Raw genomic sequence first — 18,990 nt, forward strand, 5'->3', positions numbered from 1 at the left:
TGGTCGAAACCGGATCCCTGGTCCGCGATATTGCCGGACACGTCATCTGAATACGGTGCCGTCGGAAGGAAAAGCAAAAGGCCACCGACGCCATGCCGGTGGCCTTTTCGAAAAAGCTCCTGCGACTGGGCTTGAACCAGTGACCGTCCGATTAACAGTCGGATGCTCTGCCAACTGAGCTACGCAGGAATGTTCAATTTTTCATCTCCGCTCCGGACTCCCCCAAAAGGAAACCCGAACCGAATCCGAGCTCCTGCGACTGGGCTTGAACCAGTGACCGTCCGATTAACAGTCGGATGCTCTGCCAACTGAGCTACGCAGGAATGTTTTGCGTTCAGGGGCTGTGCCCTGCGCACAAGTCACATATATTACATAAATCATCACACAATGCAACTTACGGCGCGTCGCGCGTGCCGCGCGTCTTCCGCCGCCGCCCGCCGCATTCGAACGGCGCACGCGCGAGACACGTCCGCAGCGGCACCGTCACATGCAGATCTTCGTCAGCGGCATCGCCGAATCGATCGGGAAATCCGGCGCGGACGGCGCGACCGAGGCTTCAACCAGGTTGACGCCCAGCATGGCCACCATCGCACCGTTGTCGGTGCACAGCTTCAATTGCGGGATGCGTACGTCCACGCCATGTTCGGCGCCGAACTCCAGCAGTTTCGCCCGCAGCTGCGAATTGGCGGAGAAACCGCCGCCGACGATCAGCGTGTGCGAGCCGTGCTCCTCGCACCCGTGCATGGCCTTGCGCGCGAGCACGGTCGCCACGGAGTCGGCCAACGACGCGCACACGTCGTCGACCGGGATCCGCGCCCCCTGCGCGTTTTGTTCCTCGATCCAGCGGGCGACGGCGGTTTTCACGCCGGAGAAGCTGAAATCGTACGGATGTTCGCGGCCGGCCTTGCCTTGAGTCAGCCCCTGCGGCACTTTGATGGCCTTCGGGTCTCCCTGCCGGGCATGACGGTCGATATGGGGACCTCCCGGGTAGGGGAAGCCGAGCAGGCGCGCGACCTTGTCGAAGCACTCCCCTGCCGCGTCGTCCAAGGTCGTGCCGACGACGTCGATGCGGCGGGCCACGTCCGCCACATGCAGCAGCGAGGTATGCCCGCCGGAGACGATCAGCGCCATCGTATCGGGCGGGAACGGCCCGAACTGCAGCTGGGTGACCGCGATATGCCCGATGACATGATTGATGCCGTAGATCGGCTTGTTCGCCGCCCATGCGAGCGCTTTCGCACCGGATACGCCGACGGCGAGGCATCCCGCGAGGCCTGGGCCTGCGGATACGGCGATGGCGTCCACGTCGTCCAATGTCATGTTCGCGTCGGCGAGCGCTTTCGACACGCATGGCACGAATGCCTGGGCGTGTGCGCGGGAGGCGATTTCGGGGATGACGCCGCCATAGCGTGCGTGTTCGTCCATGGATGAGGCGACGACGTTGGAGATGAGCGTGCGGCCTTGGACGATGGCCGCTGCGGTTTCGTCGCAGGTTGATTCGATGCCGAGTACGATTGGTTCGCTCATTGTTGCTGCTCCGTGGGCTGGGTTGTGTTGCTGTTTGCGGTATTGGCCGCGGCGACGTCGGCCGCTGCGGTGTTGGTTGCGCCAAAGCCTACGATGCGTGGTTCAAGGTCGAGGCTCATGGTGTATGCGTCGATGCCTTCGGGCTGGTAGTAGCGTTTGCGCAGGCCCATGCGGGTGAAGCCGAGGTTGTTGTAGAGCGCGAGCGCGGGAGTGTTTTCGACGCTGACTTCGAGGAGCATGCGTCGTGCGCCTTGTTCGCGCGCGTTTTCGATCATGTGTTCGAAGAGCGTGCGGCCTATGCCTCGCCTCTGGTGGTCGAGTGCGACGTCGATGTTCATGACTTCCGCGTCGTCGCCGTCATACCAGTAGCCTGCATAGGCGATGATGCCGTCGGGGGTCGTGGTTTCCGCCGTATCGTCGTCTATGGCGAGCAGGTAGGTGCGTGCCGGGGCGTCGAGCTCTTCGCGGATGGCGTGTTCGCTCCATGCGCGTTTGCCCCAGACTTCCTGTTCGAGTCGCAGCATCGCCTGTATGACGGTGTCCCGGTTGAGCTGGTCGGCGTTGATGATGATCATCGTTCCGCCTTGGTCGCGCCGGAGTGTCCGAGCACGTGTTTGAGCGGGTTGGGTACGGATACGTCCGGGCGTCGCAGGTAGAGCGGTTCGACCGATGTGTTGCCGTCGGCATGTTCGCATAGTTGCGCGAACGCTTCGAGGCCTGTTTTGCCGGTGTCGAGCAGTGATGCGTCGACGATGGCGCCGCGGCCGTCCAACGCTTCCCATGCGGCGGCGTATTTTTGGGCGCCGTGGCCGGCGACGTCGACGACGTATCGGGTGTTCGGATCGGCGGTCTGCAGGCGTTGCGTGACGGCGTTGACGCGTTGCGCGATATGGTCGGGATAGTCGATGTCCATGTCGATAAGCGTCGTCGGACCGCCGTAGAGGTCGCTGCCGTCGGCATAGTCGTAGAGCGCGAAGTACAGCTGTTTGCGGCGTGCGTCGTTGACCGCCACCGTCAGATGATGCGTCCGTTCGGTTTTTTCGGCGGGATCGCGGATGTTCGTGAGAAGATCGCATTCGGCAAGCGGGCCGTCCGGCCGCAAAGCGAGGCGCATCATCAGCGCCTGGGGTGCGAGGATGTCCTGCCCCGCCAATGTGGCGCCGGTGGCGAAGGCGAGCGCTTTGGCCGCGACGATGCCTGCGCGCAGTCCGGTGAATGGCGCCGGGCCGGTACCGACGATGATGCGTTCGATGTCGCCGGGTTTGAGGCCGGCCTGTTCCGTTGCGGCCGCGATGTTGCCTTGCAGTCGTTCCACGTGGGTGCGCGAGTCGGTTTCGCTGATGGGATCGTGGCCGACGATGCCGACCGTGGAACCGTATGAGGTGTCGATTACCAGCGTATGCATGTGAAGGCTCCTTGATTGGTGTGGTCTGCTAGTCAGGGTACATCCACGGGGTCATCGTGTGCCGTTGTCGTAGTCGAAATCGTTCCAGGCGGCGCCCACGCCGATGAGGGTGACGGTGCGTTCGCCGTCTCCGGTCAGTTCCCCGTTGCCGTCGACGGCGCTTTGCTCGTGCGGGCGGTCGATGTGGATTTCGAGACGTTCCGGGGCGAGCGCGGCGGCCATCTGTTCGCCCCATTCCATGAGGATGACGGTGTTGGCGCCCGGATCGTCGAGCTCTTCGTCCAATCCCAAGGATTCGAGTTCGTCGAGCAGCCGTCCGATGGCGTCCTGTCCTGGCGCGTAGTCGTTGCCGCCCAATCGGTATGCGTCGACGTGCACGAGATGGGCGGGCCGGCCGTCCGGGAAACGCCCGTCGAGTTCGCGTGCGATGGTGAAGGTCGGCGACACGATGGGCTCGTCGATGCCCAATCCTGCGCCGAAGCCTTGCGCGAATGTGGTTTTGCCCGCGCCGAGCGGACCGGACAGCAGCAGCACGTCGCCTCCGTGGGCCATATGCGCGATGCGTTCGCCGATGGCGCGCATGTCTTCTGCGGTGGCTGCGATGATGGTGTGTTTCACTGGTATTCCTTGATGCTCGCTTGGTGTATGTCGGCTCAGCCGACGCGTCCTTTTCGGCTGATGAGCGTGATGGAGCGTTCCAACGCGTAGATGGGGTCCCCGCCGTTGGTTTTGCACTGTTCGTCGGCCCATGCCAAGGTCTGGACGCATCGGGACATTCCGTCCGAGGTCCATCCGGAGAGTTGCTTCATGGCGTTTTTCAGCACCCACGGATTGGTTTTCGCCTCCGCCTGGGAGATTTTCCCGGAGCGCACCGCGGAGGCTTTGGCGAGTGTGCGCAGTTTCATGGCGAGCGCGCCGATCAGCGCGATGGGCTCGTTGCCTTGTTCGATTGCGGAGCGCATGCCGATGATCGCTTCCGCGGTGCGTCCTTCAAGCGCTTTGTCGGCCACGAAGAATCCGGTGACCTGCGGGTTTGCGGTCAGATACTGGTTGACTCGCTCCAAGCCGATCGGATCGTCGTCGAAGTCGAAGCAGAGCTGTCTGACCATGGCGGCGAGTTCGCCTGTTTTGTCGCCGAGCACGGCGACCAGCTGTTGGGCGGCCAAAGGTTCGACGCGTCGATGTTCGCGTTCGAAGCATTGCATGGTGAAGTTGAGTTTCGCTTCCGGCTTTTTCAGGTCGGGTACGTCCTCTTTGCCGGCGCCGGCTTTGACGAGCCGGTCGATGAGGCGTTTTCCTTTGACGCCGCCTTCATGCTTGCAGATGACGATGCTTGAGTCCGCCGGATGCCGTACGGCCTGCCGACAGTATGCGACCATGGCGTCGCCGAGCTTGTCGTCGGCGTTCTGCAGATTGTCGACGATGACGATGGCCGTATCGCTGAGCAGGGATGGGCTGACCGCTTCGTCGAACGCGTAGCCGTCGGCGGCGCCTGCATCCAATTCGATGATCTCCGCGTCAGGATGCTTGTCTCTGGCCTTGTCGCATAGGTCGCGGGCCGTCGTATCGCGAAGATACGCGTCCGCGCCGGATACGATACGTACCGGCGGATTCGTCGAGGCTGTTCTTGGCATGTACTCAATTTCGCCGTATCGGTGGACAAGCCCAATCCAACTCGTGCAGCCAGTGCATGGTGTGCCGCCACCATTGGCGCAGGCGCGTCATGGGGGCGTCGACCCATGCTTCGCCGACGACATCGACGTTCCCCTCAGCAGTGCTTTCCGCGAATGATCCGGCGGCATGCCGTCGCATCATCATGCGCAGTCGCCTGCCTGTTACGCGGCATGCGAACCAGATGCAGATTTCGGCCAGGATCATGGCGGCCGCGCCCTGCCACCCGCCGGGCCATGGCAGGGTGGCATGGTTCGGCGAGCCCAACAGGTTCGCGCAGTATTCCATTACCGCCGTGCCCAACGAGGCGATGCGCGCGAGCGCGTATCCGATGTCGGCGTTCGCCCATGAGACGGCCAGCGATCCCAATCCGCATACGGTGGCGAATCCCACGAATGGGGATACGAGCAGGTTGGCCGCAACGGACAGGATCGGCAGTTCGGGCTCCATCAGCACCTGTATCGGCAGGGTCGTCGTCTGGGCGGCGATGGTCATGCCCGCGGCCTGCGCGACTGCGGATGGCAGGAGTCCCTCAAGCCGTTTCGCGATCGGTTCCGTGAAGAATACGATGCCGGATACGGCCGCGCATGACAATGCGAATCCGTAACTGTACGCCATGCTTGGATTCAGGATCAATGTGCCGATGATGGTCCAGCCCAGCGTGGCGCAGACCTGCTGCCGTCGCCCTATCCACAGGCATGCCGCGCCGAACAGGCTGGACGTCAGCGCACGGTGGACCGAATCCGCCGGATACATGCAGGCCGACAGCAGAACCGCCCCGATCGCCGTCAGTATGGCCGTCGGCTGCCGTGGCAGCAGTATGCGGGCGCACATGCGGCGTATGCCTGCGACGATGAGTACGAAATGCCCTCCGGAAACGGCCATCAGATGCATGATGCCGGATCTGCGGAATCGTGTTTCCAACGATTTCGCATACGTATCGTCAATGGGCTGCGTGTCGTCTTCTTCCCGCGCGGCCGTCACATGGTCCTGCCCGAGTATGCCCAGCGTAAGGCCCGGGACCAGTACGCGCCCCTGTTCGGGGAGTCGTTCGGTGACGGTGAAGAACGATTCCTGCATCGCCGCGATCATGCGGCGCGGCGGATCCGCCGGTTCGATGGTCCGTATGCCGGTTTCCTCGTATGCGAGCAGCCATAGTGGTTCGGCGCCGTAGTCGGCTGGCTGGAGTCTGCCGGTTATGGTCTGCGTCGCGCCGTATTCGATCGCGGCGCAATCGTCGCCGCCCAGATATATGCGGATGCCGGCTTGTGACGGACGAGTCGTCGACCCGTCGGAGACGGTATGCAATACGGCGTCCGCCTGGCAGTCACGCTGTCTGTTGTCCGATGCGACGGCCGGCGTCGTGATGCTGGCCGTGACGATCGCATAGCCGGCGTTGTCATGTGCTTGGATCGTCGCCGCATCATGCCGCTGCCGCAGATCATACGCCATGGTCGCGCCCATGCCGACCAGCATCACGCCGATCATCATCGCGATCCCCGCAAGCATGCGTTGCCGTCCGGCGCCGGCATCCGCGGCATCGCGCGCATGCCGGCGTCCATGCATGCGGCGGTCGTACGGACGTCGCCTTCGCCTATGGCGTCCGGCCGACATGATTCCTATCGCCGCCGCCAACAGCATCGCGACGAGCACGGCCGCGATGCACACCGCGATATGCGAGGCCAGATGCGCAGTCAGACATGCCGCCCACAGCATCGCGGCGACGGGCAGCATACGCAGGTCACGGCTCCCCCGCTCACGCTGCAGGTATTGCGTCGGGAACAATCGCCCGCTCATCGGACCGTCACCTGCGCTCGCATCTTGTCCAGGGTTTTCTCGCCGATGCCTTTGACGTCAAGCAGTTGTTCGACGCTGACGAAGCGTCCGATTTTCGTGCGATGGTCGACGATGCGCTGCGCGATCACGGGCCCCACGCCTTTGATCGCGTCCAATTCCGCCACGCCGGCCGCGTTCAGATCGATTTGCCGCGGTTGCGCCGTTGCCTCACCGTCGGATGATGCGCTTTGCGACGGCGGCGTCAACGATGCGGATGTGTCCGATGATGCCGAGGATCCCGCAGACGACTGCACGTCATCCCGCGATGCCGTGCCGGTGGCGTCTGGCTCCTGCTCGCCCTCGACGACCGCTTTCGAATCATCTTCCGATACGGCATCCCGCCTGATCGGATCCGAGGCCTCGCCCTCCGTTTCATCCGCCGGCCCATTCCCGGCATCGACAGCGTTGGTTTCGGGCCCGCCGGCCAGCATCGCATAATTGGAGGCCTGCCGCACCAGCATGGTCAGGCTGGCGCATAGCGCGGCGACAAGCAGCAGCATCGCCGCTATCGCATGTACGGGCTGGAACAGGAGACGAGGCTTGTCTCGACGCGGACGCCCATCCCGCTGCAATCGTGATTCCGCGGTGTCATCGGCGTGGACGCCGGCCAGATCCGACAGCGTCGCCTTGCCGTCGTGCCTCCGCCGTCCGGCGGGCGCGGCTTCGGATACGAACGCGGACGGATCCGCCTCCGCCGCCTCCGCCGCGGCGCCAACGGACCGCGGCGGAGGCGGCGGAGGCGGCATGCCCCGATACACGTCGTCCTGCGGTGAGAAGGACGACGCGCTACCGAAGTGTCCCATACCGGCCCGCGCATCCATCACACCACTATGGGCGACGGCCGCGTAGCGTGTCCAGCCGGACCGGCGTATGTGGACGAAGAGACGCGGTTATCCACATGCTCCGGGCGTGTCGCGATACAGCAGCAGACGCATATGAAAAGGCGGGCGTCATCATATGATGACGCCCGCCTCAGGCGCCGCCGGTCAGGCGATGCCGAAAATCACCGCAGCCTATTCGGCCGGCACGATGGACACGATCTTCGGGGCCTTGACGATGACCTTGCGCGGAGCCTTGCCGCCGAGACGGTCGGCGACGGCCTCCAAAGCCATCCTCTCCAATTCGGCCGGGTCGATGTCCGGGGAGACTTCGAGCTTGGCGCGGACCTTGCCCTTGATCTGCACGACGGCGGTGACGGTGTCCTGGCCGACGTAGCGTTCGTCGGCGACCGGCCACGGCTCGTGCGCCAGGGATTCGGCGTGGCCGAGACGGTTCCACAGTTCCTCGCAGATGTGCGGCGCGATCGGCGAAAGCATCAGGATCAGCGGTTCGACTGCGGCGCGCGGCACCGCATCGAGGCCGGTCAGATGGTTGTTGAGCACGATGAGCTTGGCGATCGCGGTGTTCGGACGCATGCCTTCCATCTCCACGGTCACGTCGGCGATCGTGTTGTTGACCAGCTTCAGCGTCTTCTCATCCATATCGGCGTCGACGACGCGAACCTCGCCGGTGGTTTCGTCGATGACGTTACGCCACAGACGCTGCAGGAAACGCATGCTGCCCACGACGTTGCGCGTGTTCCACGGGCGGGATTCGGCCAGGGGACCCATGCCCATCTCGTATAGGCGGAACGTGTCGGCGCCGTAGTTCTCGTACATATCGTCCGGCGTGATGATGTTCTTCAGGCTCTTGCCCATCTTGCCGAATTCACGGTTGGCATGCTCGCCGTTCCAGGTGAACGTCGGTTCGCCGTTCTCGTCCGGGGCGCCTTCGACGACTTCGGCGGCCGGCACGTACTGGCCGCGGTCGTCGGTGTAGGCGTAGGCCTGGATCATGCCCTGGTTGAACAGCTTGTGGAACGGTTCGGCGGAATCCACATAGCCCAGGTCGAACAGCACCTTATGCCAGAAGCGCGAGTACAGCAGGTGCAGCACCGCGTGTTCGACGCCGCCGATGTACAGGTCGACGCCGCCGGACTTGCCTGCGGTCGCGTTATGGTTCGGCCCCATCCAATAGTCGAATTCGTCGGATTCGACCATGTGCTCGGCGTCGCCCGGATCGATGTAGCGCATGTAGTACCAGCAGGAGCCGGCCCAGTTCGGCATCGTGTTCGTGTCACGATAGTAGGTCTTGACGCCGTCGCCCAGATCGAGTTCGACCTTGACCCAGTCCTCGTTGCGGCTCAGCGGCGCTTCCGGATTGGACTCGGCGTCCATCGGGTCGAAGGTACGCGGGCTGTAGTCCGGCACGTCCGGCAGGTTGATCGGCAGCATGGAATCCGGCAGCAGGTGCGGGGCGCCGTCCTCGTCGTAGACGATCGGGAACGGTTCGCCCCAATAGCGCTGGCGGCTGAACAGCCAGTCGCGCAGACGGTAGCTGACGGTGCCCTTGCCGACGCCGGCCTGTTCCAGCCATGCGTTGACCGCGTCGATGGCGTCGTCCACGCGAAGGCCGTTGATGGACAGCGCGTCGCCCTTGGCGTGGGTGGCTTCGACGGAAGAGTTGATGACGATGCCGTCATGCGAGACGAACGGGGCCTTGCCCTCATAGTCGGCAAGATCGTCGTCGGATTCAGGCAGCGGCTTGACGGTGTAGATGACCGGCAGACCGAATTTGACGGCGAAGTCGTAGTCACGCTGGTCGCCGCCCGGCACGGCCATGATGGCGCCGGTGCCGTAGTCCATCAGCACGTAGTCCGCGGTGAACAGCGGCAGCTTCGCGCCGGTGATCGGGTTGACCGCATACAGGCCGGTGAACAGGCCTGTCTTTTCGCCGGCTTCTTCGACGCGGTCCTTGGCGGTTTTCGCTTCGGCGGCCTTGCGGTATGCGGCGACGGCTTCGACCGGATCGGCATAGCCGCCCTTCCAGGATTCCGGCACGTCTTCAGGCCATTCGGCCGGCACGTTCTCCAGCAGATGGTGCTCCGGGGAGACGACCGCGAACGTGGTGCCGAACAGGGTGTCGGGGCGGGTGGTATACACCTCCATGTCCTTGACGCCGTTCGGGGTCTCGACTTCGAAATGCACGGAGGCGCCGTGGGATTCGCCGATCCAGTTGCGCTGCATCAGCTTGACCTTGTCCGGCCAGTCGATGCCGTCGAGGTCTTCGATCAGACGATGGCCGTATGCGGTGATGCGCATCGACCACTGGCGCAGCTCACGCTGGAACACCGGGAAGTTGCCGCGTTCGGACTTGCCTTCGGCGGTGACCTCCTCGTTGGCAAGCACGGTTCCCAGGCCCGGGCACCAGTTGACCGGGGACTTGGAGATGTAGGCGAGACGGAAATCGTTGAGCACGTCGGACTGTTCGACGGCGGTCAGATCACGCCAGACCTTGCCTTCGAAACCGGGGATGGCGCGTTCGCCGGATTCGAACTGGGCGACCAGCTCGCCGATCGGGCGCGCGGAACCCTTGGTGCCGGACGGGTTGACGGCTTCCGGATCGTACCAGGCGTCGTAGATGCGGGAGAAGATCCACTGGGTCCAACGCACATAGCCCGGGTCGATGGTGGCGAAGGAACGACGGTTGTCGAAGCTCAGGCCCATGCGATGCAGCTGACGGCGCATGTTGGCGATGTTCTGTTCGGTGGTGATGCGCGGATGCTGGCCGGTCTGCACCGCATACTGCTCAGCCGGCAGGCCGAAGGCGTCATAGCCCATGGCGTGCAGCACGTTTTCGCCCTTCATGCGATGGTAGCGGCTTACCACGTCGGTGGCGAGATAGCCCAGCGGATGGCCGACATGCAGGCCCTTGCCCGACGGGTACGGGAACATGTCCATCGCGAAATAGGACGGGCGGCCTTCGGCGTTGCGGCCCTTGCCGTCCTTCAGATCGCCGTGGACGTTGGCGGCCCAGAACGTGCCCTCATCGTCCCACGTCTTCTGCCATTTGGTTTCGATGCCCTGCGCCATCGCCGCATTGTAGCGGAACGACGGTTCGGCAGGTTCGGTCGACTGCGCCTGCGCGCTCTTCTCAATGTCACTCATAAACATGCAAACTAGCCGCGCAACTGGACACGGCACAAGCGGGTATCCGCATACCGGGAAGCCCCGTGCATCCCGCCCTCCCGGCATACGGACACCATGCGGACGTCAGGCCGCGTTCCGCGCTGCGGGTCGGACGGGCGTCATGCCGGCATCGGCGTGCCGCCCCCGTCCAACGCATCATCCGTCATCATGGCGTGCAATCCGTCGACGATGTCCGTGAACCGTTCGGAACGCATGTCGCGTGGACGCCGCCCTTCAATCGTCATGTCGGCGACGATCCTGCCGGGATTCGCCCCGAGCACGATGATCCGGTCCGCCATTTCGACGGCTTCGGCGATGTTGTGCGTGACGATCACCACCGAACGCACGCCGCCCGGCTCTTCGCAGACGCGCAGCACCTCGCCGCGCAGGCTTTCCGCGGTCATCACGTCAAGCGCGGAGAACGGCTCGTCCATGAACAGCGCCTTCGGCTTCAGCACCATCGCCCGCGCGATGCCGACCCTTTGGCGCATGCCGCCGGACAATTCGCGCGGATACGCCTGCTCGAAGCCGCCCAGTCCGATCGCGTCGATCGCTTCCGAGGCCAGGCGACGGCGTTCCGCACGCGGCACTCCCCTCGCCTCCAGCCCCAATTCGACATTGGACCGCACCGTAAGCCACGGCATCAGAGCGAAGGACTGGAACACCATGGCCACATCCGGATTCGGACCGTCAAGCGGACGCCCCCGGTACAGCGCTTCGCCGCGGTCCGGGGCGGCCAGTCCCGCAAGCACGCGCAGAAACGTGCTTTTACCGCTTCCCGAACGCCCCAGAATCGCCACGATCTGACCTTCCTGCAATGTCAGGCTCATGTCGGCGAACACCGTCTTGCTTTCGCCCGAATCGGTGCGGAACGTCTTGGATACGTGACGGGCTTCAATAAAATTCATCATCTTCGTTCTTCCTTTACGACAACATCAAAAAAAAAGACTGCATGTCCGGCGGCGGTCAGGCGAGCGCGAAACGCTTCGACGCGAAGCGCTGCAACGGCTGCCATAGCAGGCGGTTCAGCGCCACAACGAACAGGGCCATCACCAGCACTCCGATCAGGATGCGCCCGGAATCCCCCGTCTCCGTCGCTTCGGCGATGTAGGCGCCGAGCCCGTGCGCGGTGAATGTCGTGGAGCCGTAGGTGACGATCTCCGACACGATGGAGGCGTTCCATGCGCCGCCGGCCGCGGTGATCGCGCCTGTGCACCATGCGCCGAATACAGAGGGCAGAATCAGCGTGCGCCACTGCTGCCATCGGCTTAATGCCAAGCTGCGGCAGGCTTCGCGCAGGTCGTCGGGGATGGCGGATGCGCCTGCGATCACGTTGAACAGGATGTACCATTGCGTGCCGAGCGCCATTAGCAGGACACTGCCCCAATCGAGGTCGATATGCCAGGCGATGAACCACAATGTCACGAACGGGAAGGTGAAGTTCGCGGGGAAGCTTGCGCATACCTGCACCAACGGCTGCATGATACGCGCCAGTTTCGCGTTCATGCCGATACGCACGCCGACCGGCACCCAGATGATCGAGCAGCCCAACGTCAGCGCGAGCACGCGCGTGAAGGTGAGCAATCCCAAGGCCATCACGTTTCGTACTTCCGTCAGCCCTCCGTCCGCGCGGATATCCGTCACCGCCAAGAAAGCTCCCCATGCGAGCGCCGCGGCGAGCGTCATGCCGAACAGCAGGTCTCCTATGCGACGTCGCCTTGCGGATGCGCTGCGCACCGTTCCGGTGACGCCCAACAGGCGCGTGCACCGGTCAAGCAGATCGGCGATCGGCCTTGCACAGACCGACAACCATTCGTTGAGGTGCGAGCGGCGGATGATGGCCAATACGAGGCTGCGTCGCGGCTGCACATCACCGGCCGCGACAGTGGTGATGCGGAATTTGTCGGCCCATACGGTGACCGGCTTGAACAGGAGCGTGTCGACGAGGATGATGATGACGATCATGGCGCCGATGGCGTATGTGACGTTGTGCAGTTCCTCGTTTTGAATGGCGGCCCCGACGAAGCTGCCGATGCCAGGCAACACGTAGGTTTCGTTATTGACGGAGATCATTTCGGATGCGGTCAGGAAGAACCAGCCGCCGCCGACGCTCATCATAGTGTTCCACAGCAGTGGAATCATGGCGTGGGGCACATCGAGTTTCCAGAAACGCTGCCATTTGGTCAGGCGCAGGGAAATAGCCGCTTCCACAAGGTCGTCGGGTTCTTCGATCAGCGACTGGTAGAACGAGAACGCCATGTTCCAGGCCTGCGAGGTGAAGATCGCGAAAATCGAGGCCGCTTCCACGCCCAGCATGCTTCCTGGGAACAGTACCATCCAGATGGTGATGGTCGCCGACAGGAAACCGAGGATCGGCACTGATTGCAGCACGTCCAACAAGGGCAGAAGCACGAGGCGCAGACGGCGCGAGCGTGCTGCGGCCAAGCCATAGATGAGGCTGAAGATCAGCGAGAACAGCAGCGCCGCCAGCATGCGCAGTGTGGAGCACAGCGCGTAGTACGGCAGGCATGCCGGATCGGTGGCGATGCTTGTCGGCACGCCGTCGGCGCTGATGGGTGCGATGAATTCGGGAATCAGCCACGTTAGCAGGCCGAATATCGCGATGGCGCCGCCGACGACGATGGCGTCGCAGATCATGCGCGTATGCGGCTTTGCCGCTGAATGCCACGACGTCACCGGAATGGCGGCCTGAGTGTGCGACGACGGCTTTCCGCCGCCGATGGTACGCATCAACGTGTTGAGGGTATGGATGGTCAGCGTCATATTCGGGTTGCCCCCTGTACGAATCGGGCGCGACGATGAGACCGATCATCATGTGAGTACTTGATGTGGTCGCATGATGTGGTTTCTCGCGCGCGACGAACGATGTCAGGCGACCGCAATAATCACAAATATCAGGAACGCTTCACCCCTGTTGAAAACCGGCGATGCCGCATATCAGCAGAATCGCAAGCAGACAATGCCGAAAAACCGATGTCAGCAATGCATATCGCAATATCCAGGGGAAGCGCCCGTCATGGGTCGCCGTTGGCGTCGGGCATGCGCGGCCCGACGCGTAAGCCGCCGCTCATCGGCGGCGCAACGTAACACGCCTGTACTACAACAATCGTCGCCCATGACGTTCACCTCCTTACATCACATGAAAAACAGCGAAAAATACAGCTGAGCATAGCGTAACCATCCGCGTCACATACGCGAACAAGACGCCATCGATTTACTTGAACATTCGGGTACGTGTCAGGAACCACGTGACGACGGCCGCCAACGCCACCGACACAATCACAACGAACGCGAAGCCCCACGACTGGCCCGTCAACGGCATCACGTCGAAATTCATGCCGTACAGGGAGAAGATCAACGTCGGAATCGAAATCGAAATCGAAATGATCGTGAAGATGCGCATTACGTTATTCAGATTATTCGATACGATCGAAGCGAACGCGTCCGTCATATTCGCCAAAACGCCGGAGTAGATGTTGGCCATCTCGATGGCCTGCTTGTTTTCGATGATGACGTCTTCCAGCAGGTCCTCGTCTTCCGGATACTGTTTGATGCGCGGCAACGTGGTGAGCTTTTCCATCACGATTTCATTCGATTTGAGCGACGTCGTGAAATAGACCAAGGTCTTGCTCAGCTCAAGCAGCATCAGGATTTCGCGATTCTGCATGGAATGGCGCAGTTTCATTTCCAGTCGGTCGCTTTCGCGGTCGATGATACGCAGGTAACGCAAATACATGGTGGCGTTGCGATACAGAATCTGCAGAATGAAACGCGTTTTCATGAACGTGTTGAAACCGCGGATGGTGCCTTCCATGAACGGATGCAGTACAGGCGTATCCTGCATGCACACGGTGATGATCAGGCTTTGCGTGATGATGATCGACAACGGGATCGTCTCATACCAGTTGCGGCCGTCACGCTCCTCGACCGTCGGAATGTCGACGATGATCATCGTGTAATCATCTTCGACGTCGACGCGCGAACGTTCCTCATCGTCCAAAGGCGCACGCAAATCGGCGAGCTCAACGCCCGTCTCTTGGGCGACCGTCGCCAATTCCACGTCGGTAGGTTGGGAAAGACATAGCCATGATCCGTTTTCCGGTTTTTCGATCTGCTCCACCTGGCTATTGATGGTTCGGAACATCCTCAACATGACTGTCACCCGCCTTCCGCGCTGTCTTACGTTCTATCGCTGTACGGTATTGATCGGCGGCGTCTGTGCTCGTAAAACATTGCCCGAACCTTACTTGGCCGGGGCATGCCAGACATACCGCGCGTGTAAACCTTACCTAGGATAATCCCAGGCTAGGAATTCGGCCAGCGGCGAGTCATGAAGGAATCCCGAACACATGGTGAACGCGGCTTGAACGCGATTTGAATCCTTCACACAAACGCCGCAGGACTCCATCCTGCAACCCCTCAGCCTTGCAATACACGCCACTTCGGCATATCCGGATTACGCAGATAATCCGGACCGTTCTCCCAATCGGTCATCGCCGCCGCTTGCGGCCTGTGATTGAACTCCTCCAACAGCCATTGCACGCCGTCATCCTTATATACAGGAATCAGACGCGACCAGCAGGCGTTGCCTACCGCGCCCAAGTTGCTCAAGGAATCAGGGTCCATGTTCAACAGCGTTTCAATCGTAGCGACGATCCACGAGCCATGGCCGACGAGCATCAGAGTCTGCGGCGCTGGATCAGACTGCGCGCAAGCGATCATGTCATGCACCGCAGCAGCACCGCGCGTACCAACCTCCACACGTGTTTCCACACCATGCCGCGTTTCACCGCCCGCATGTGCACGCCAAGACGCATAATCTTCAGGCCAACGCTCGCACACCTCTTCACGAGTCATGCCCTCCCATTCACCGAAACTGCGCTCACGCAAACGCGCATCCAATTCCACGGGAAGTCCCATAATATCCGCGAACGCATGCGCGGTCTGCTGTGCGCGATACAAATCGGACGACACAATACGCATCACGCGCTTTGCCGCAGGACATTCGCTCACATCCGCAATGCCACGCTCACGCAGTTGTTCCGTGCAATCTTTGGCCTGCATATCCTGCAGCATTTCAGGATGCGCCGCAATATGCGACGCCTTCGCCCAATAATATCGACCTGCCAATTCGTAAGCGCTCTGGTCCACCTGCCAACGGCCGATGATATCGAGTGGAATATCAATCTGCCCCTGCAGACGCCTTGCCAAATTGTATGTCGTACGCCCGTGACGCAGCATCACCACTTCATCAATCATGTTGTCCTCCCCACATTTCCCGCATCACACTTCAACGCATTCATTGTATCGACACAACACATACAAACGGCGCTCCGCGGTATGTAAGAAGTTGCATGCCGCGGAGCGCCGTCAAACGATGTACAAAGACGAGACTCAATCCTTTTCGATGGTCTTGCCGGCGGTGGCGCCGGAAGTCAGATCCTGGATTTCGGTGATTTCCATGACCGGAATGGCGGCCGGCTTCTTCGTGCCCTTTTCTTCGGCGATCTTGACCTGCTCGTCGTAGATGGCGTCATCGGTGTGCAGGGTCACGGTGCCGCGGAAACGGTAGCCCTTCTTTTCGGCCAGGTTTGCGACGGCGATGACCAGCGGGCTGCCGTCGACCAGGTTGCGGTAGTGCTGGCCTGCGGTGCGCTCGTGGTACGCGAGATGGTTGTCGTCCAACACGAACATCGACATCTTCGGGCCGAGGTCGAGTTCGCCGTCCTTGTTGATGGTGGTAATCCAAGCGAGATTGTTTTCGATGAAGGTCTTCATCTCAGCGGTGAGTGTTGCCATTGCGTCCATCCTTTCAAATTGATGCTGTTTCAAGGGTACTTCACTTTCGCTGTGTTCACGCGCGGACTCGCTGTGAGCAATGTCACTGCCTGTGCTGATGCGAGCAACATACAGGAGACCGACTGCAGGTCCTACTGGTAAGGTGCCGTCAGTGTTTCTGCAACATATCCGATCATTATCGCCCCCAGAACATACCCGCAATCCCATGTTTGGAAAATGTCATCGTCATAGTGCAGGACCGGATGCTTGAATACGACGCCCGACCCGATTCCGATATCGAACGTTTCAAACGCATCGGCATCAGGCGCTCCGACTGCTATGGATTCGGGAAAGTCCTTACCGAAAAGATCTTCGCCGGCATAAAGGCCCTTTTGGAATTGCGTCAACGCCAATATCCTCCCCCGCATCAGAAAATGAACCAGCATCAGGCATCTCTTGGACATCTGGCCGTCCTCGTCTTGAGAGAGATAACAGTGCTTTCTGTCGACTTCGATTCTCATCGGATCCACGCCCAACGAGTCAAAGAAATGGAGCTGCTTCTCAGACAGCATCGCGACGAATTCCTCATTAGCTGCCTTGTCCGTGGAATAATCGGACTGCGCATAGAGCCGTCTGGTCGCATCGACGTCGATGTCCAAACGCCACGGTTCGAAGTTGAAAATCATAATCCCTCTCCTCTGCCGCACATTCGGCGACGTGAGCTGTCAAAGGAAGCCGTCCACCTCAGTCTATGTCACTCAGGCCATCAAAGCCAGACTCACGTCATCGCGATGACGCGCCACGACTTTCACCACGTATACTGCGATTGACATAAATCGAAAGATGTGTCTTCCCCTCGCGTGTTTTTACAGGCGTCATGTATGGCGATGATACAGTCGGGTCTTATGACCGTTTTGACTACCGAACGCTTGATTCTGCGCCCTTGGCATGTTGACGATGACGCCGATGCGCGCGCACTGTTCCGCTATGCCAGCAATCCGAATGTCGGCCCGGCCGCCGCTTGGCCGGTGCACCGCAGCGTTGCGGATAGCGCGCAGATCATTCGCAATGTGTTAAGCGCGCCGGAAACGTATGCCGTTGTATTGAAGGAGAGCGGCGAGCCCGTTGGCAGTGTTGGATTGAAACCGCTGTCGTCGGATATTTTGGATGATCGCTCCGGTGATGGGGCCCGTGCCCAAACCGGCCACGCGTTGGAGCTTGGATATTGGATTGGCGAACCTTATTGGGGACAGGGACTGATCCCTGAAGCGTGCCGGGAACTGCTGAGGCATGGCTTTGAGGACTTGGATCTTGCTGAAGTCTGGGGCACTCATGACATTGCCAACGCCAAGTCTTCCCGGGTGATGGACAAACTTGGCCTGAAACGAATCGGAATCGCCGAACATGTGCATATGGAACGGCTCGGCGATGTCTACCGGGACGAGGTCATCCGCCGCATCACCCGTGACGAATAGAAGGCTTCCGTATAAATCGGAATCCCAACGACATACGGGAATCCCCCTCTTTAGGAATCAGGCAGGCCGTATCAGCGCCATTCCCTCCGCAGGATGGCGTACTGATACGTATTTTCATACAGTGGATCGCCATTCGAATCGTTCACGAAAGAGATGAATTCCAGAAACAGTCCTTCCCTGCGCATGCCCAGCCTTTCGCACAACCGTTGGGACGGAATGTTGTAGTCCTCGGTGTAGGCGTATATGCGCCGCGCGCCCTTTTCCTTGAAGAGGTATTCGAAAAACGCGCGGGCGGCCTCATATGCGTATCCCTCGCCTTGATATGTCTCATTCAACATCCAGCATGGGCTGAACGTGTCCATCTCTGCATCATTCCGGTCAGGCGAGGCGGACTCCGGTGCCGCATCGATTTCGCCGATGACCTTTCCCGTCTCCTTAAGCACGATGGCGAATGTATATTCCTCATCTTTGCCGCGTTCCAGAGCCGCCGCCCTCGCTTCTTCCAACGAATTCAGCCTCATGCAGGCAAAGCAGTTCACGACGGGCTCCCTCAGATACTCATATATGTCCGCCGCGTCGGATTCTTGAAATGGGCGAAGGATCAACCGCTGTGTTTCGATCATTTGTTTATGGCTCCTTTATCCGCAACAATTGCGACGCTTCATGGCATCCGGACCGTTACGTTACAGATCCCCTTAAGACCGCATCTGCCAACTTCGAGAGACATTATCCCGTCCCATCCGTTCGGCAAAAGCTTACCGCCTTTCAACGCCCGCTCGCGAATCCAGTTCCAACCATCACTCATACGATAATTCACGGATGATGATATGCGATAAAGTCCGCTATAAAAACCAGACCCGACGCCGGGAACGGTTTGTTCAGGATGTCATGAAACGCACCAATCGCGTACCCGGATGAAATGCACTTCTGTTTTCTATCCCAGAATGCCGGGGTCTCCCTTAACAAAAAAGCCTTGGACAGTGTCCAAGGCTTAACACGTGGAGCTAAGGGGATTCGAACCCCTGACCCCCTCCATGCCATGGAGGTGCGCTACCAGCTGCGCTATAGCCCCGATTAGCTACCAGCGTTCGTCGTCGCCATAAGGTCACACGACCAACAACAACGACTATCGCCGTAAAGACTTCCGAAAGCCGGAATGCCTTCGTGGAGCTAAGGGGATTCGAACCCCTGACCCCCTCCATGCCATGGAGGTGCGCTACCAGCTGCGCTATAGCCCCGTTACAACACTTCCGTGTCGAACCTGAGACAG

15 protein-coding genes, 4 tRNA genes and 1 pseudogene are annotated in these 18,990 nt (G+C 60.8%); 1 reads left to right on the top strand and 19 read right to left on the bottom strand.

The genetic code is table 11. The annotated features are described in order from the left end of the window. Positions 1 to 116: 116 nt before the first annotated feature. The 16 genes and pseudogenes from AC1AX7_RS03000 to AC1AX7_RS03075 all read right to left on the bottom strand — a co-directional run bounded on the left by AC1AX7_RS03000 (position 117) and on the right by AC1AX7_RS03075 (position 16,931). Positions 117 to 189: transfer RNA gene (locus tag AC1AX7_RS03000), tRNA-Asn, on the bottom strand. A 61-nt stretch (positions 190 to 250) separates the two neighbouring features. Next, a tRNA-Asn gene (locus AC1AX7_RS03005) sits at positions 251 to 323 on the bottom strand. A gap of 160 nt (positions 324 to 483) precedes the next feature. After that, on the bottom strand, positions 484 to 1,527 hold the full coding sequence (gene tsaD, locus AC1AX7_RS03010; RefSeq protein ID WP_476508620.1) for a tRNA (adenosine(37)-N6)-threonylcarbamoyltransferase complex transferase subunit TsaD: 1,044 nt from the start codon (positions 1,525 to 1,527) through the stop codon (positions 484 to 486). Beyond that, positions 1,524 to 2,099, bottom strand: coding sequence for a ribosomal protein S18-alanine N-acetyltransferase (gene rimI, locus AC1AX7_RS03015; protein ID WP_476508690.1), 576 nt, complete (start codon positions 2,097 to 2,099; stop codon positions 1,524 to 1,526). The genes tsaD and rimI overlap by 4 nt, the downstream gene beginning before the upstream one ends. Beyond that, positions 2,099 to 2,932 (bottom strand): tRNA (adenosine(37)-N6)-threonylcarbamoyltransferase complex dimerization subunit type 1 TsaB, encoded by an 834-nt coding sequence (gene tsaB, locus AC1AX7_RS03020; RefSeq protein ID WP_476508621.1) that lies wholly within the window; start codon positions 2,930 to 2,932, stop codon positions 2,099 to 2,101. The genes rimI and tsaB overlap by 1 nt, the downstream gene beginning before the upstream one ends. Before the next feature lie 51 nt (positions 2,933 to 2,983). Continuing rightward, on the bottom strand, positions 2,984 to 3,514 hold the full coding sequence (gene tsaE, locus AC1AX7_RS03025) for a tRNA (adenosine(37)-N6)-threonylcarbamoyltransferase complex ATPase subunit type 1 TsaE (protein WP_476508691.1): 531 nt from the start codon (positions 3,512 to 3,514) through the stop codon (positions 2,984 to 2,986). Positions 3,515 to 3,585: 71 nt separating this feature from the next. Continuing rightward, positions 3,586 to 4,566: a DNA polymerase III subunit delta gene (gene holA / locus AC1AX7_RS03030; RefSeq protein WP_476508622.1), complete on the bottom strand. Its 981-nt coding sequence runs from the start codon at positions 4,564 to 4,566 to the stop codon at positions 3,586 to 3,588. Between the two features lie 4 nt (positions 4,567 to 4,570). Beyond that, positions 4,571 to 6,400 carry a ComEC/Rec2 family competence protein gene (locus AC1AX7_RS03035; protein ID WP_476508623.1) on the bottom strand — a complete coding sequence of 610 codons (1,830 nt, stop codon included), beginning with the start codon at positions 6,398 to 6,400 and terminating at the stop codon, positions 4,571 to 4,573. Further along, entirely contained in the window at positions 6,397 to 7,242 is an 846-nt protein-coding gene (locus AC1AX7_RS03040) for a ComEA family DNA-binding protein (RefSeq protein ID WP_476508624.1), read from the bottom strand. Before AC1AX7_RS03040 ends, AC1AX7_RS03035 begins: the two co-directional genes overlap by 4 nt. Before the next feature lie 210 nt (positions 7,243 to 7,452). After that, positions 7,453 to 10,425 carry a leucine--tRNA ligase gene (gene leuS, locus AC1AX7_RS03045; protein ID WP_476508625.1) on the bottom strand — a complete coding sequence of 991 codons (2,973 nt, stop codon included), beginning with the start codon at positions 10,423 to 10,425 and terminating at the stop codon, positions 7,453 to 7,455. Between the two features lie 161 nt (positions 10,426 to 10,586). Continuing rightward, positions 10,587 to 11,357 (bottom strand): annotated as a pseudogene (locus tag AC1AX7_RS03050) (ABC transporter ATP-binding protein); the annotation flags it as partial. Between the two features lie 55 nt (positions 11,358 to 11,412). Next, on the bottom strand, positions 11,413 to 13,104 hold the full coding sequence (locus tag AC1AX7_RS03055) for an ABC transporter permease (RefSeq protein WP_476508692.1): 1,692 nt from the start codon (positions 13,102 to 13,104) through the stop codon (positions 11,413 to 11,415). 577 nt (positions 13,105 to 13,681) lie between these two features. Continuing rightward, positions 13,682 to 14,620, bottom strand: coding sequence for a magnesium transporter CorA family protein (locus AC1AX7_RS03060; RefSeq protein ID WP_476508626.1), 939 nt, complete (start codon positions 14,618 to 14,620; stop codon positions 13,682 to 13,684). A 266-nt stretch (positions 14,621 to 14,886) separates the two neighbouring features. Continuing rightward, a complete protein-coding gene (locus tag AC1AX7_RS03065) occupies positions 14,887 to 15,726 on the bottom strand; it encodes a histidine phosphatase family protein (RefSeq protein ID WP_476508627.1) in 840 nt (279 codons plus the stop codon). Positions 15,727 to 15,861: 135 nt separating this feature from the next. After that, positions 15,862 to 16,266 (bottom strand): pyridoxamine 5'-phosphate oxidase family protein, encoded by a 405-nt coding sequence (locus AC1AX7_RS03070; protein WP_476508628.1) that lies wholly within the window; start codon positions 16,264 to 16,266, stop codon positions 15,862 to 15,864. A gap of 131 nt (positions 16,267 to 16,397) precedes the next feature. Continuing rightward, the gene (locus tag AC1AX7_RS03075; protein ID WP_476508629.1) at positions 16,398 to 16,931 is read right to left on the bottom strand and encodes a hypothetical protein; all 534 of its coding nucleotides are present in this window, start codon (positions 16,929 to 16,931) and stop codon (positions 16,398 to 16,400) included. A gap of 195 nt (positions 16,932 to 17,126) precedes the next feature. Between AC1AX7_RS03075 and AC1AX7_RS03080 the strand changes: the two genes are divergently transcribed. After that, a complete protein-coding gene (locus AC1AX7_RS03080; RefSeq protein WP_476508630.1) occupies positions 17,127 to 17,720 on the top strand; it encodes a GNAT family N-acetyltransferase in 594 nt (197 codons plus the stop codon). Between the two features lie 71 nt (positions 17,721 to 17,791). On the opposite strand, the gene AC1AX7_RS03085 is transcribed toward AC1AX7_RS03080, so the two are convergent. The 3 genes from AC1AX7_RS03085 to AC1AX7_RS03095 all read right to left on the bottom strand — a co-directional run bounded on the left by AC1AX7_RS03085 (position 17,792) and on the right by AC1AX7_RS03095 (position 18,958). Beyond that, positions 17,792 to 18,343: a GNAT family N-acetyltransferase gene (locus tag AC1AX7_RS03085; protein WP_476508631.1), complete on the bottom strand. Its 552-nt coding sequence runs from the start codon at positions 18,341 to 18,343 to the stop codon at positions 17,792 to 17,794. Positions 18,344 to 18,719: 376 nt separating this feature from the next. Beyond that, positions 18,720 to 18,792, bottom strand: a tRNA-Ala gene (locus AC1AX7_RS03090). Between the two features lie 93 nt (positions 18,793 to 18,885). Next, a tRNA-Ala gene (locus AC1AX7_RS03095) sits at positions 18,886 to 18,958 on the bottom strand. Between the last annotated feature and the right edge of the window lie 32 nt (positions 18,959 to 18,990).

Source organism: Bifidobacterium sp. LH_449 (assembly GCF_056356755.1).

Bases quoted from the DNA above. Each gene is read 5' to 3' on its own strand.
- tsaD (WP_476508620.1), bottom strand. From the start codon at position 1,527: ATGAGCGAACCAATCGTACTCGGCATCGAATCAACCTGCGACGAAACC.
- tsaB (WP_476508621.1), bottom strand. From the start codon at position 2,932: ATGCATACGCTGGTAATCGACACCTCATACGGTTCCACGGTCGGCATC.
- tsaE (WP_476508691.1), bottom strand. From the start codon at position 3,514: ATGCGCGCCATCGGCGAACGCATCGCGCATATGGCCCACGGAGGCGAC.
- holA (WP_476508622.1), bottom strand. From the start codon at position 4,566: ATGCCAAGAACAGCCTCGACGAATCCGCCGGTACGTATCGTATCCGGC.
- AC1AX7_RS03035 (WP_476508623.1), bottom strand. From the start codon at position 6,400: ATGAGCGGGCGATTGTTCCCGACGCAATACCTGCAGCGTGAGCGGGGG.
- AC1AX7_RS03040 (WP_476508624.1), bottom strand. From the start codon at position 7,242: ATGGGACACTTCGGTAGCGCGTCGTCCTTCTCACCGCAGGACGACGTG.
- leuS (WP_476508625.1), bottom strand. From the start codon at position 10,425: ATGAGTGACATTGAGAAGAGCGCGCAGGCGCAGTCGACCGAACCTGCC.
- AC1AX7_RS03055 (WP_476508692.1), bottom strand. From the start codon at position 13,104: ATGATCTGCGACGCCATCGTCGTCGGCGGCGCCATCGCGATATTCGGC.
- AC1AX7_RS03060 (WP_476508626.1), bottom strand. From the start codon at position 14,620: ATGTTGAGGATGTTCCGAACCATCAATAGCCAGGTGGAGCAGATCGAA.
- AC1AX7_RS03065 (WP_476508627.1), bottom strand. From the start codon at position 15,726: ATGATTGATGAAGTGGTGATGCTGCGTCACGGGCGTACGACATACAAT.
- AC1AX7_RS03070 (WP_476508628.1), bottom strand. From the start codon at position 16,266: ATGGCAACACTCACCGCTGAGATGAAGACCTTCATCGAAAACAATCTC.
- AC1AX7_RS03075 (WP_476508629.1), bottom strand. From the start codon at position 16,931: ATGATTTTCAACTTCGAACCGTGGCGTTTGGACATCGACGTCGATGCG.
- AC1AX7_RS03080 (WP_476508630.1), top strand. From the start codon at position 17,127: ATGGCGATGATACAGTCGGGTCTTATGACCGTTTTGACTACCGAACGC.
- AC1AX7_RS03085 (WP_476508631.1), bottom strand. From the start codon at position 18,343: ATGATCGAAACACAGCGGTTGATCCTTCGCCCATTTCAAGAATCCGAC.